Annotated in this window: 13 protein-coding genes; 8 read left to right on the top strand and 5 right to left on the bottom strand. The window is 57.8% G+C overall.

Features of this window, described 5'->3' with window-relative positions; all coding sequences use genetic code 11:
* Nucleotides 1-6: 6 nt before the first annotated feature.
* The 8 genes from HMPREF7215_RS07865 (at nucleotide 7) to HMPREF7215_RS07830 (ending at nucleotide 7,823) form a co-directional block, all read left to right on the top strand.
* Complete coding sequence (locus HMPREF7215_RS07865) at nucleotides 7-732, top strand: creatininase family protein (protein ID WP_009165263.1); 726 nt, start codon at nucleotides 7-9, stop codon at nucleotides 730-732.
* 41 nt (nucleotides 733-773) lie between these two features.
* Nucleotides 774-1,598, top strand: coding sequence for a carbon-nitrogen hydrolase family protein (locus HMPREF7215_RS07860; RefSeq protein WP_009165262.1), 825 nt, complete (start codon nucleotides 774-776; stop codon nucleotides 1,596-1,598).
* 9 nt (nucleotides 1,599-1,607) lie between these two features.
* Nucleotides 1,608-2,279: an RraA family protein gene (locus HMPREF7215_RS07855; protein WP_009165261.1), complete on the top strand. Its 672-nt coding sequence runs from the start codon at nucleotides 1,608-1,610 to the stop codon at nucleotides 2,277-2,279.
* A 78-nt stretch (nucleotides 2,280-2,357) separates the two neighbouring features.
* Nucleotides 2,358-3,845, top strand: coding sequence for an ABC transporter substrate-binding protein (locus HMPREF7215_RS07850; protein WP_009165260.1), 1,488 nt, complete (start codon nucleotides 2,358-2,360; stop codon nucleotides 3,843-3,845).
* A gap of 106 nt (nucleotides 3,846-3,951) precedes the next feature.
* Nucleotides 3,952-4,926 (top strand): ABC transporter permease, encoded by a 975-nt coding sequence (locus HMPREF7215_RS07845; protein ID WP_009165259.1) that lies wholly within the window; start codon nucleotides 3,952-3,954, stop codon nucleotides 4,924-4,926.
* The gene (locus tag HMPREF7215_RS07840; RefSeq protein ID WP_009165258.1) at nucleotides 4,927-5,838 is read left to right on the top strand and encodes an ABC transporter permease; all 912 of its coding nucleotides are present in this window, start codon (nucleotides 4,927-4,929) and stop codon (nucleotides 5,836-5,838) included.
* Nucleotides 5,839-5,856: 18 nt separating this feature from the next.
* Complete coding sequence (locus tag HMPREF7215_RS07835; RefSeq protein ID WP_009165257.1) at nucleotides 5,857-6,840, top strand: ABC transporter ATP-binding protein; 984 nt, start codon at nucleotides 5,857-5,859, stop codon at nucleotides 6,838-6,840.
* A gap of 2 nt (nucleotides 6,841-6,842) precedes the next feature.
* Nucleotides 6,843-7,823 (top strand): ABC transporter ATP-binding protein, encoded by a 981-nt coding sequence (locus tag HMPREF7215_RS07830; RefSeq protein WP_009165256.1) that lies wholly within the window; start codon nucleotides 6,843-6,845, stop codon nucleotides 7,821-7,823.
* 285 nt (nucleotides 7,824-8,108) lie between these two features.
* Here HMPREF7215_RS07830 and HMPREF7215_RS12470 read toward each other — a convergent pair whose 3' ends face one another.
* From HMPREF7215_RS12470 to HMPREF7215_RS07810, 5 genes are all read right to left on the bottom strand, one after another.
* Nucleotides 8,109-8,573, bottom strand: coding sequence for a UTRA domain-containing protein (locus HMPREF7215_RS12470; RefSeq protein ID WP_198004582.1), 465 nt, complete (start codon nucleotides 8,571-8,573; stop codon nucleotides 8,109-8,111).
* Between the two features lie 114 nt (nucleotides 8,574-8,687).
* Nucleotides 8,688-8,828 (bottom strand): GntR family transcriptional regulator, encoded by a 141-nt coding sequence (locus HMPREF7215_RS14070; protein WP_009165253.1) that lies wholly within the window; start codon nucleotides 8,826-8,828, stop codon nucleotides 8,688-8,690.
* A 211-nt stretch (nucleotides 8,829-9,039) separates the two neighbouring features.
* Nucleotides 9,040-9,408 (bottom strand): hypothetical protein, encoded by a 369-nt coding sequence (locus HMPREF7215_RS07820; RefSeq protein ID WP_009165252.1) that lies wholly within the window; start codon nucleotides 9,406-9,408, stop codon nucleotides 9,040-9,042.
* The gene (gene rlmN / locus HMPREF7215_RS07815; protein ID WP_156797489.1) at nucleotides 9,409-10,482 is read right to left on the bottom strand and encodes a dual-specificity RNA methyltransferase RlmN; all 1,074 of its coding nucleotides are present in this window, start codon (nucleotides 10,480-10,482) and stop codon (nucleotides 9,409-9,411) included.
* A gap of 163 nt (nucleotides 10,483-10,645) precedes the next feature.
* On the bottom strand, nucleotides 10,646-11,737 hold the full coding sequence (locus HMPREF7215_RS07810) for an aminotransferase class I/II-fold pyridoxal phosphate-dependent enzyme (protein WP_009165250.1): 1,092 nt from the start codon (nucleotides 11,735-11,737) through the stop codon (nucleotides 10,646-10,648).
* Nucleotides 11,738-11,881: the final 144 nt, after the last annotated feature.

Here is an 11,881-nt window from a genome sequence, read left to right as displayed (position 1 = left end):
TGAGCAATGCTGTTGATGAAAGAGATGAACTTTGTTGATTACCGTACCGAGATTGCCAAGACTCGCGCGATGATCCTCCCCGTCGGTGCGTTCGAAGTCTGGGGACCGCACCTTCCCGTCGGCGCTGATACGTTGGTGGCTGAAGAGATCGCCAATCGTATTTCCGAAAAGATTGGCTGGGTCGTCGGCCCTTCGGTTCCCGTTGGCTATTCGGAGAGTCTTTTTGCGCCTGAAGGCGGTACTGTTACGGTTCGTCCCGAATCGCTGCGCAATTATCTTTATGACATTGTCGATAGCCTTGCGGAAACGGGAGTGAACCGTTTCTGCTTTGTCGGTCCCCATCTGGGCAACGTGTCTGTCATTACCGAGATTGCCACACATCTGCGCCGTACCAGGAACGTGAAGTGCTGCCTGATCGACTGGTGGCGGATCATCCAGCCCATTTGCAGGGGGATTCTCAAGTATGACGGCCGTCCTGCCCATGCCCATGCCGCTGAGGCCGGTACCTCCACGTTTATGTATCTGCGTCCCGACTTGGTCAAGGGGGAGCGTCTGAAGGATGTGGGGCTTGTCGCCAACGAATATCCCGATATTCCTCAGTTCATTCCCTTTGTGGAAACGTATCCCGAGGCTCATGTAGGGGATCCCACGCCGGCCAGCGCGGAGAAAGGCGAACAGATCGTCGGCAAAACAGTGGACCGCGTCGTCGAGTTTCTCAAGCAATGGCATTAAAGCGGTTCGATGAATTAGATAAGAAGGAGATTGCGACATAGATGAGAAAATACCTGATGGCCGTGATTCAAATGGATACGCGCGACAATAAAGACGCCAATCTGAAGGCTGCCTGTGACTTTATCGACGAGGCGGCGTCCAAAGGCGCGAAGTTTGTCTCTTTCCCGGAAGTTTTCAATGTAATTGACGAGGGGCAGGAAGCGCCTGAACTTGTTCCCGAAGGACGGACAATTTCCCTGATGGCTGAAAAAGCCCGCCGGCATAATCTCTGGATCCATTGCGGCAGCATCGCCGAAGTGAACCCGGAGGGTGACCGCAAGTTCAACACGACCGCGGTATTGAATCCCCAAGGCAGAATGGTTGCCAAATACCGCAAGCTTCACACGTTCGACATCACCCTTCCCGATGGCAGCGTGGCTGAGGAATCGGCCCGCATCAAACCCGGCCGGGAGATGGTGACGGCTGACACGGAAATGGGTTGTCTCGGGCTGTCGATCTGCTACGATATCCGTTTCCCCGAGCTGTACCGTTATCTGGCCCTGCACGGCGCGCAAATCCTATTCGCGCCGGCCAACTTCCGCATGGCGACGGGGAAGGATCACTGGGAAGCGATTTTGCGCGCCCGCGCTATCGAGAACACCTGTTACGTGGTGGCGGCCGGGCAATACGGCAAAAAACACGGAACGTCCGATTCTTTCGGCAACAGCATGATCATCGACCCATGGGGAACGGTTGTCGCCCGTGCTTCCGAAGGCGCCGGCCTCGCTGTCGGCGAGATTGACCTCGACTATCTCGACAAGGTGCGCTCTCATTTGCCGTCGTTGAAGAATCGCCGCGCCGACGTGTACGACACGGTCAGGAAGTAGGTGTCTGCCATGGAATGGACGCCAGAACTGGTAAAGCGCTTTATGAGCACCGATCCGGCAACTTACGGACATTTTCCCGGCGTCAGCTTCATGATGCCACGCATCAAACCGGTCAGCCGTTCGATGAAAATGATCGGCCCCGCTTACACAGCGCGCATCCTCGGCAAGGATTCCTGCGCCATGTATAAGGCCATTCAAGAGGCTCCCGGAGGCTCTGTGCTGGTCATTGACCGTGCCGGCGACGAGGTCTTTGCCTATGTCGGAGAGATGGTGGCGCGCAACGCTCGGGCTCTCGGTCTGGCAGGGATCGTCATCGACGGCCTGGCGACCGATTCGGTCTGGATCGACCGTATGGGGTTCCCCGTGTTCTGCGCCGGTATCTCGGTAGCGACGACCAACGTATGGGGGCTTTCGGGGCAGTACGACATTCCCGTCAACTGTGGCGGCGCTGTCGTGCATCCCGGCGATATCGTTTTTGGCGACGCCGACGGCGTGATCGTGATGCCTCCCGATAACTCCGAAGCGTACTTGGCCAAAGCCGAAGCGGCGACGGTACGAGAAGCAAAGATGCGTGAGGATTTTGCCGATGGAAAAATTTCGCTGCGCAGCGTCGATCCTCTTATTGAGGCGAACATGGAACAGATTGTCGCCGATATTCGTTCCGGCACGAAGAAAATGTAGTCTCTGCGTCTCTGTGGGGGAGCGGCCCTGTGGCCGCGGATTGAATCTCATCATATTTGTTCTGCAGGAGGGAGAAATATGAGAAAGCTTTTTGTAATGGTTCTGTGCGCTGTGTCTCTGATGGGTGTGTGTGCCATGTCTGCCCCCGCGGCTTTCAAGGACACGATCACGATGGTGAATGAACTGGAGCCGGACACGCTGGACCCTCGGCGCGGCAACGGCATTTCCAACAACATCGTCATGACGCTGATCTACGATTCGCTGGTGGATCTTGACCGCGAGGGCAAGGAGATTCCCCGTCTGGCGACGAGCTGGGAATTCATCGACAGGACGCACCTGAGGATGCATCTGCGCCGCGGCGTGGTGTTTTCCAACGGATACCCGCTGACTGCCGAGGACGTCCTCTTCAGCCTGGCGCGCACCAAGGACGATTCCACCTCCTATTCGACGATGATCTGGTACGATGAAAAGAACTCCCGGGCCGAAGATCCCTACACGGTGGTCCTGTCCATGCACCAGCCTTACGCTCCCGTGTTCAACGTGCTGGCCAGCGGACGTTGCTGGATCGGCTGCAAGAAGGCCATGGAGGAAATGGGCGAAAAGGATTATGCCCGCGCTCCTGTCGGTTCCGGCGCTTACAAGCTGGTCAAGTGGACCAACGGCGCCAGCATGCTCTTCGAACGCAACGAAAAGTATTGGGGCACTCCCGCCAAAACGAAGAAAGTCCTGCTCAAGTTCGTTCCCGAACCCGCTTCTCGCGTGATTGAGCTGGAGACCGGCGCCGCCGACTTCGCGTTTTACATCAACGGGTCTGACATCGATCGCGTCAATGCGATTGACGGCTGCCACGTCGAATCGGGGCGCTCCGAAAAGTATTATCTGATCACGATGGCCATGAACCACCCGATTCTGTCGAACCAGAAAGTCCGTCATGCTCTGTCCTACGCCATTGACATTCCCGCTTTGGCCGACGCGGCCTTCGACGGTCACGCCCATGCCATGACAGGCGTATATCCCTCCATCGTCGAGGGCTGGAAAGATATGGGCGGTTGGGAATACAACCCGGAGAAAGCCAAGCAGCTTCTGGCCGAGGCCGGCTATCCCAACGGCTTCGACGTCGAGCTGCACCTTCTGCCTGAAGCTCTGTATCAGCAGATGGGGGAGATTGTTCAGGCGTACTGGGCAGCCGTGGGCGTGAACGCTCACATCGAACAGAGCGCCCTGGCGACCCGTGAGGCGCAGGGGCCATGGGAGGCCTCGATCCGTACGGCGACGGCCAACGAGATCTCCAATATTCTCATCATTTACGAGAAAGAATTCGGTTCGCGCCTGGCTCCCAACGACGTGAAACTTGACGGCATGCTTAAGAAGTTGAAGACGTTGTACGATCGGGAGGAACGGAAGGTCCTGCTCGGCGAGATTCAGGATTACCTCTATGAGAAACGCTATTCCATTCCCTTTGCCGAAGCCGACACGATCTTCGGCGTCAGCGACAAGGTCAAGAACTTCGTCATGCCTACGACGATATTCCGTGTCAACGTCAAGGACTGGGAGGTCGAAGAGTAGTATTCGCGCCTCGTCTTTACGTGCCACGCTTGGGCAGCCGGACTCTTCCGAAGAATCCGGCTGCTTTTTAGAATGAGTTTTTTACGAGGAAGGGGAAATCCGGCGCATGCTTAAATTCATCGGCAAACGCATCCTGATGATGGTCCCGGTCATGCTGGGCGTCGTTCTGCTGGTCTTCAGCATGATGTACTTTTCTCCCGGAAAGCCTGAGGATTACATCCTCGGTGACATGGCGACCGTAGAGGACAAGGCAAAATTCCGGGCTGAAAACGGCTTGAACGATCCATTCATCATCCAGTATTTCAACTACATCAGGAAGGCCCTGACGGGGGATCTGGGCATTTCCTACACGACGAAGCAGCCTGTGGTCACCGAGATCATGAGCCGCTTCCCGACCACATTTCAGCTGGCTTTTTTCAGCACGTTGATCGCGGTGGCTCTGGGAATCGTCACCGGCATTATTTCGGCGGTCAAACAGTATACTATATGGGATAACATTTGCCGCGTATTGGCCATGATCGGCGTGTCCATGCCGAACTTCTGGCAGGGATTGCTGCTGATCATTCTCTTTTCGGTTGTTCTGAGGTGGTTCCCGTCGTCAGGATTCAGCAGCTGGAAACACGTGGTGCTCCCGGCGCTGACCATTGGCACTTCCTCGGCGGCCTCAGTGATGCGCATGACCCGTTCCAGCATGTTGGAGGCCATTCGTCAGGATTATGTGCGCACGGCTCGTTCCAAGGGACAGTCCGAAGTGAAAGTCGTTTGGCACCATGCTTTCCGCAACGCGATCATCCCCGTCATGACGGTGGTGGGCGTCAACTTCGGCAAGATGTTGGGCGGAGCGGCGATCAGCGAGGTTGTGTTCGCCATCCCCGGGCTAGGAAACTTGATCATCGGCGCCATCAGGGTGAAGAACGCGCCGCTGGTTCAGGGAGGCATTATGTTCATCGCTTTGGCCATGTCAATCGTCAATCTGGTCATCGACGTGCTTTACGCCTACGTGGATCCGCGCATTCGTTCGCAATATCTGAAGCCGCGGCGGTCGCGTCTTGGCAGGAAATCAGCAAAGGAGGGAGCGTAGATGTCTGATTTCGAGAAAAAAACAGCGGTGTTTGAAAATCCCGCCGAACGCGAAGAAATTTCCATCAGCAGCCGCGGACAGCTGAAAGACATTTGCAAACGATTCCTGAAGAATCGAGCCGCTGTGCTCGGGCTGGTCATCATCGTCATCCTCGTCGTCTGCGCGTTGTTTCCCGGTCAGATCAGCGGATTCGATTATGCCCGCCCCAATCTTCGCATGCGTTATCTGCCGCTGTCGGCGGAGCACTGGATGGGGACCGACGAGCTGGGGCGCGATATCTTTACCCGCGTGATCTGGGGCTGCCGCACGTCTCTAACGATTGGATTGAGCTCGGTTGTGATCGCCTGTGTCATTGGCACGACGGTGGGCTGTGTGGCTGGATTTTACGGCGGTTGGCTTGACAACGTGCTGATGCGCTGTATCGATGTGCTGCTGGCGGTTCCCAACTTGCTGCTGGGCATCTCTATCGTGGCCGCGTTGGGGAACAGCATTCCCAACCTGATCCTAGCCATCGGTCTTGGGCTGATGTCGAGTTTTGCGCGCGTCACCCGCTCGGCCGTGATCACGGTACGCGGCGAGCAGTATATCGAAGCGGCCCGTTCCACGGGGGCCTCGAATTTGCGCATCATCTGGAAATATGTGCTGCCGAACGCCATGGCGCCGATCATCGTCCAGGTGTCCATGGGCATCGCGACGGCGATTCTAACCATTTCCGGTCTGAGCTTCATCGGTTTGGGAGTGCCGGCGCCGACGCCCGAGTGGGGCGGCATGCTTTCCACCGGCCGTCAGTTCATCCGCGACCACTGGAACCTGATCACGTTCCCCGGAGTGGCCATCATGATCACGGTGTTCGCCTTCAACCTGTTCGGCGACGGTCTGCGCGACGCGCTGGATCCCCGTTTGAAATCCTGATGAGCGGAGGCCGACACGATGAGTGAAAACGACAAGAACCTCCTTGAAGTCAGAGATCTGACGATTCATTATTTCGTCGATAAAACGGTGGTCAAAGCGGTCAACGGCATCAGTTTTGCCCTGGCGCAGGGAGAATCTCTCGGCCTGGTCGGCGAAACCGGCGCCGGGAAAACCACGACGGCTCTCGGCATTATGCGTTTGGTCCCCAATCCTCCCGGACGTATCGTCGGCGGCTCTATCCTCTACAAAGGGGAGGATCTCTGCAAGAAATCCGAAGAGGAGATGCGCAAGATCCGCGGTCACGAGATCTCCATGATCTTTCAGGATCCGATGACGGCGCTGAACCCCGTACTGACCGTCGGCGACCAGATCGCCGAGGTCATCGGCCTGCACCGGAAGATCACCAGGAAGGAAGCGCTGCGCAAGGCCATGGAAATGATGGAAATGGTCGGCATCGAGGGCGGACGCTGCCACGAATATCCCCATCAGTTTTCCGGCGGCATGCAGCAGCGCATTGTCATCGCCATTGCGCTGGCCTGCAATCCTTCGCTGCTGCTGGCCGACGAGCCGACGACGGCGCTGGATGTGACGATCCAGGAACAGGTGCTGCACCTCATCGAAACGCTCAAGAAGCGTTTCGGCACGTCGTTGGTGCTGATCACCCATGATCTTGGCGTTGTGGCCGAAGTCTGCGATCGAGTGGGCATTGTCTACGCCGGAAACATCGTGGAGTACGGCACGCTGGAGCATATCTACAACCATACGTCGCATCCCTATACGCAGGGACTGTTCGGCTCGATCCCCAACTTCGACAAAAAAGTTCGCCGCCTCAAACCGATCGCCGGTCTGATGCCCGACCCGGCCAACCTGCCCGACGGATGCGTATTCGCCGAGCGTTGTCCAGGGGGGCAGGAGTCTTGCCGTCACGGCGTCATTCCAAATGTGGAAATTGCGCCCGGCCATTTTGTACGCTGCCTGAACTTTGCGGGCAGAGGGGAGTAGCCATGTCCGCGATTCTTGAAGTCTACAATCTGAGAAAGTATTTCGAGACGCCCCGCGGTTTGCTGCACGCCGTGGACGACGTGTCCTTTGCAATCGAGCGAGGCAAAACCCTCGGCGTCGTGGGTGAATCGGGCTGCGGCAAATCTACGTTGGGGCGTACCGTGATCCACTTACAGGAACCGACATCTGGCACGATTGTCTTTGAAGGGAGGGATATCAGCCACGTTGATGAACATCAGCTCAAAAACCTGCGCGAAGACATGCAGATGATTTTTCAGGATCCCTTTTCTTCGTTGAATCCGCGTATGTCCGTCGGCCAGCTGATCGCCGAGCCTCTGTTGATCTATAAGAAACACGGAACTGAACGCGAGCTAGCTCGTCACGTCGCTCAACTGATGGATACCGTCGGCCTGGCGCGCCGTCTGGCGAACTCCTATCCCCACGAGCTCGACGGCGGCCGTCGGCAGCGCATTGGAGTGGCCCGCGCCCTGGCGCTGGAGCCGAAGTTCATCGTCTGCGACGAACCCGTGTCGGCACTGGACGTGTCCATTCAGGCGCAGATCATCAACCTGATGCAGGATCTTCAGGAAGCCATGAACCTCACCTATATGTTCATCACCCACGACATGTCGGTTGTCCGCCATGTTTCTGACGATATCATGGTCATGTATCTGGGCAGCATGGTGGAGTTTGCCGATTCGGAAGAAATGTTCAACATTCGTTTGCATCCCTACACGCAGGCCTTGTTGGCCGCCGTCCCCATACCGGTGATCGGAGCGAAGAAGGAGCGTTCGTTGCTGAAAGGCGAGATTACCTCGCCTGTCGGACTCGGTGACGAATGCCGTTTTGCGAAACGCTGTCCTTATGTCGAGGACCACTGCTTTCGGGAAACGCCCAAGCTCGACGAGCTCCGCCCCCACCACTTTGTTGCCTGCCACCGGGCGCGGGAAATCAATCAGCTGAGCTTGGACGAGCGCTTGTAGCTTATACTATTTCTCAATGACAAGGCCAAACACAAGGACGCGGCGAGGAAGAGTTACGCAGACCGCGCAGCGGTCGAGGTAGTCCTGAGCGACGGGACCTCCTCGCAGCGCCCGGCAAACTATATTAACGCCTTTTATCAAGAGATAGTATTAATCGGAAATGCTGGATTTTTTGTAAAACCCTGTAAATAACTGTTGGGATGACACAAACGGTAACGTTTGCGCCATCCCAACAGTTTTAAGGCGTGCTTTATGCGTGCCGATAGAATGCCCGGATTACGTGCGTCAATAGTTAAGTGTAGAATCCATCTCGTATTCCCATTTATCGGTAAAAACATATTGATTGCTGACCCAGACAGGTTTCCCCTGGTTGTCGGAAAGGAAACGACGAACTCTTAGAACCGGAGTGTGCTCAGCAACCTTCAAATAGTCCGTGATCTTTTTAGGCGGGATACGAACGGCAAGTTTCTCGTGAACGCGGCAAATCATGGTGTTGAATTTAGAGGTCAGCATCTCTTTCATGGAGATAAAATCTCCTGCCGCTTTGAAAATGGAGAGGTCAAAACGCTGCGGAAGATAATGCTCAAAGACGAAAACGGGAGTTTCTTCGATACATTGACTGCGGATCAAATAAGTCGTTTGTTCCTTTTTGCCCAAATTCAGGAAATTTTGAATGTCCTGATCGTGCGGGACTTTCAGGGAAATCTCCAACGTTTGGGTTGAAAGTCGATCCCAATATTGCTCATACACATTTACGAAGCCTGTGGCGGTAAACCAAGGGTGCGTGCGCACCTGTTTGGTGACAAAAGTCCCCTTGCCTTGGAGGCGGAGAACGAGCCCTTCATTTTCAAGCGCCCCTAGGGCCTATCGTACCGGGGCGCGACTGGTCCCGTAAATTTTCTCGAGTTCGGCTTCTGTCGGCAGCATTGCCCCCGGCTTATAGAGCCCTTCGCAGATTTTGTACTGTAAATCGCGATAAATCTGATAATAAAGAGGTATAGTCATTTCATTGTCTCCGGAAGTGTGCGATAGTTTCCCCTCTCATTATCGATTTTTGAAACAATAAGTCAAGGGTCTCGACTGACATGGCTGTTCAGTGATAATGTCATACTATTTCTTTATTAACCGAGGTTGAACTCGGGGGCGCTGCGGGAGAAATTCGCACGGTAAGCGCGCGGCCTGCGTAACGCGCCGTGCGGGGCTCCCTTGGGGGCGCTCAGCGCTTCGTCCGGTCCAATTCGGTCCAGCCGAAATCCGCCGCTTCGGGTTGCCAGCGCAGCAGCAGCGAAGAATCAGCAAGGTGCACGACGGCCCAGCACGGCGCGACGAAACAGAGCTGGGCGTTTTCGGGCAGATCGGGACGGGCTGCGCGCAGAGACTTCTCCAGCGCCGCGCGGTTCAGGCGGTCATTCCACCGTGGTTCGGGAGCCATCAGGCGCATCCGTGCCGCCAGTTCGGCGGCGTCCCGCGTCACTTTGCCGCTGCGGGCGACGACGCCCCAGAGCACGACGGTGCAGACGACGAGCGCCAGCGCGGCCGTGAGCGCCATGACTTTCGCCGACGGGCCGAGAGGATTGGGCTTCATTTAACTGACCGTCTTGCCGCGCAGCTGTCCGCAGGCGGCGTCGATGTCGGCCCCGTGTTCCTTGCGCACCTCGCACTCCACGTTCAGCCCTTTGAGGATCTTCATGAACGGCGCGATGCGGCTGGCCGAAGGGCGGGCGAATTGCGTGCCGGCCACGGGGTTGTACGGGATCAGGTTCACGTAGACCTGCAGGTTCGAGAACAGCGTCGCCAGCTCGTAGGCGCAGTCGGGCGTGTCGTTGACGTTCTTGAGCATGACGTACTCGATGGTGAGGCGCACGCCGGTCTTCTTCTGCCAGTATTCGAGCGCGCTGAACACGGCGCCGAGCGGGAAGCGCTCGTTCACGGGCATGATGCGCGATCTCAACTCGTTGTTAGGCGCGTGCAGCGACAGGCACAGGTAGATGTCCAGCCCTTCGTCGGCGAGGCGGCGGATGCCCTCGGGGATGCCTGACGTGGAGATGGTGACGTGCCGCACGCTCAAGCCCCGCATCTTCGGCTCGAGGAACATGCGCACGGCTTTGACGACGTTCTCGTAATTGAGAAGCGGCTCGCCCATGCCCATGAAGACGACGTTGTTGATGTCGTGCCCGACGTCGGACTCCATGGCCGCGAAATGCGAGACGATCTCGCCGGCGCTGAGGTTGCGCTTGAAGCCCTGCTGCCCCGTGGCGCAAAATTCGCAGCGCAGCGGACAGCCGACCTGAGAGGAGATGCAGGCCGTGTAATGGTTGCCGTGGTCCATCAGCACCGACTCGACGTACTCGCCGTCGTCGAGCCGCCACAGGTACTTGCGCGTGCCGTCGGCGGCCGTCTGCCGCTTGGCCAGCTTCGGCAGCCGGATCTCCAGCAGCTCGGGCAGACGCTCGCGCAGCGCTTTGGACAGATTGGTCATGGCCCTGAAGTCGAAGACTTTCTTCTTGTAGATCCACTGGCACAGCTGGTCGGCCGTGTAACGCGGCATGTCCAGCTCTTCCTGCACGAAACGCTCCCAGTCGGCCAGCGTCATCTCGAAGGCGTTCCGTTTCGTCGCTTTTTCGGGCGCGTTCGTCACGTTCAGTTCGTCGTTTTCCATTGTTCTTTCCCTTTTCCCTTTCATGAAAGCCGCGCGCTCCCCCCAGCGGCAAAGCGCCGCCCGGCCTTTCGATTACGAAAAGCATAACAGTTTTATTCCCCGCTGACAAGGCCGCCGCCGTTTGTCGCGCAAAAAAGGACGCCCGGCGGGGCGTCCTTTCGCTCTATTGTCCCGCGTCGATCCGTTCCATGGCTGTCAGAACTTTTTCGAGGCGAGGCCCGACGGGCACGCGCAGGCGCGCCGCGTTGCGCCCCGCAAAACCTTCGCAGGAAACGGCGAGCACGCCGCGGCGGGCGAACTCGCGCGCCAGGTCGACGTTCGGGTCGGCGTGGACGACCATGCAGATCGCCACGCTGTCGTCCGTGTGCGCGAAGGAAAGGCGCCGCCACGGGCGCAGCAAACGCCTTTTGGCGGCGGCGGTGCGGGCGCGCAGTTCGTTCAGGAATTCCGGCTCGCTCAATGCCGCGGCGGCCACGTGGCGCGAGAGCGACGACACGGCATAGGGATTGGAAAGATTGTTCGCCGCCGCGGCCAGCCCGGGAGGCAGGAGCAGGTAGCCGGCGCGCAGCCCCGCCAGCCCGAATCCCTTGGAGAAGGAGCGGGCGACGATCAGATTGTCGTACGCGTCGAACAGGCTCACGGCCGAACGCCCGCGCGGCACGTAATCGCCGTAGGCTTCGTCGACGAGCACGCAGACGTTCGCCTCCCGCGCCGCGGCGAGGATCCTTTCAAGTTCGGCGGGCGAGATCGCCTGCCCCGTCGGATTGTTGGGATTGTCGAACGCCGCCAGCTTGAAGCGCGGCGACAGCGCCGCTGCAAAACGCGCGGCGCTGAAACGGTAATTTTCCTCCGCTTTCAGCGGCACCGTCTCAAAAAAACAGCCGTGCAGACGCACGTCGGCGCCGTACTCGAAAAACAGCGAAGCGCCGCCCAGCACGCGGTCGTTCGGCTCCAGAAACAGCCGGTTGACGAGATACAGACCGCTGACGGAGCCTTCGGTGAGGACGATGTTTTCGTCTCCCAGCGCGGCGTAATCCTTCCAATAGGCGGCGATTGCCTCCTTCAGTTCGTTGGCGTGGGGATACGGCGCGCACATGTTGAAATCGAGCGTCGCGAAGGCCCGACGCGCCGCCGGCGAAGCCAGTTCGACGTTAACGCCTTCGCCGCAGTCCACCTCGCAGGGCGGCGTTTCCGCTCCGAGCGCGTAGCTGACGCGGGCCTGATTTTTGACAGCGCGGGCGATGCGATATTCCATGGCGTCCTCCTGAAAAAACGTTTATGCGCACATTATAGTACGCCGCCGGCGGAAATCAAAAACGCTCCGTTGGATCATACGTGACCGCGAGCGGAGCGTTTTATACCATTTCTCGATCGAAAAGCCGAATACGAGGGCGCTGCG

The sequence above is a fragment of the Pyramidobacter piscolens W5455 genome, assembly GCF_000177335.1.
Lineage (GTDB): Bacteria > Synergistota > Synergistia > Synergistales > Dethiosulfovibrionaceae > Pyramidobacter > Pyramidobacter piscolens.
The sequence above is the reverse complement of the archived record's forward strand: the minus strand, read 5'-3'. Positions and strand labels throughout refer to the sequence as shown.

What these genes read in the sequence shown, in the direction of transcription:
- HMPREF7215_RS07865 (WP_009165263.1), top strand. Translation starts at nt 7, where the DNA reads ATGCTGTTGATGAAAGAGATGAACTTTGTTGATTACCGTACCGAGATT.
- HMPREF7215_RS07860 (WP_009165262.1), top strand. Translation starts at nt 774, where the DNA reads ATGAGAAAATACCTGATGGCCGTGATTCAAATGGATACGCGCGACAAT.
- HMPREF7215_RS07855 (WP_009165261.1), top strand. Translation starts at nt 1,608, where the DNA reads ATGGAATGGACGCCAGAACTGGTAAAGCGCTTTATGAGCACCGATCCG.
- HMPREF7215_RS07850 (WP_009165260.1), top strand. Translation starts at nt 2,358, where the DNA reads ATGAGAAAGCTTTTTGTAATGGTTCTGTGCGCTGTGTCTCTGATGGGT.
- HMPREF7215_RS07845 (WP_009165259.1), top strand. Translation starts at nt 3,952, where the DNA reads ATGCTTAAATTCATCGGCAAACGCATCCTGATGATGGTCCCGGTCATG.
- HMPREF7215_RS07840 (WP_009165258.1), top strand. Translation starts at nt 4,927, where the DNA reads ATGTCTGATTTCGAGAAAAAAACAGCGGTGTTTGAAAATCCCGCCGAA.
- HMPREF7215_RS07835 (WP_009165257.1), top strand. Translation starts at nt 5,857, where the DNA reads ATGAGTGAAAACGACAAGAACCTCCTTGAAGTCAGAGATCTGACGATT.
- HMPREF7215_RS07830 (WP_009165256.1), top strand. Translation starts at nt 6,843, where the DNA reads ATGTCCGCGATTCTTGAAGTCTACAATCTGAGAAAGTATTTCGAGACG.
- HMPREF7215_RS14070 (WP_009165253.1), bottom strand. Translation starts at nt 8,828, where the DNA reads ATGACTATACCTCTTTATTATCAGATTTATCGCGATTTACAGTACAAA.
- HMPREF7215_RS07820 (WP_009165252.1), bottom strand. Translation starts at nt 9,408, where the DNA reads ATGAAGCCCAATCCTCTCGGCCCGTCGGCGAAAGTCATGGCGCTCACG.
- rlmN (WP_156797489.1), bottom strand. Translation starts at nt 10,482, where the DNA reads ATGGAAAACGACGAACTGAACGTGACGAACGCGCCCGAAAAAGCGACG.
- HMPREF7215_RS07810 (WP_009165250.1), bottom strand. Translation starts at nt 11,737, where the DNA reads ATGGAATATCGCATCGCCCGCGCTGTCAAAAATCAGGCCCGCGTCAGC.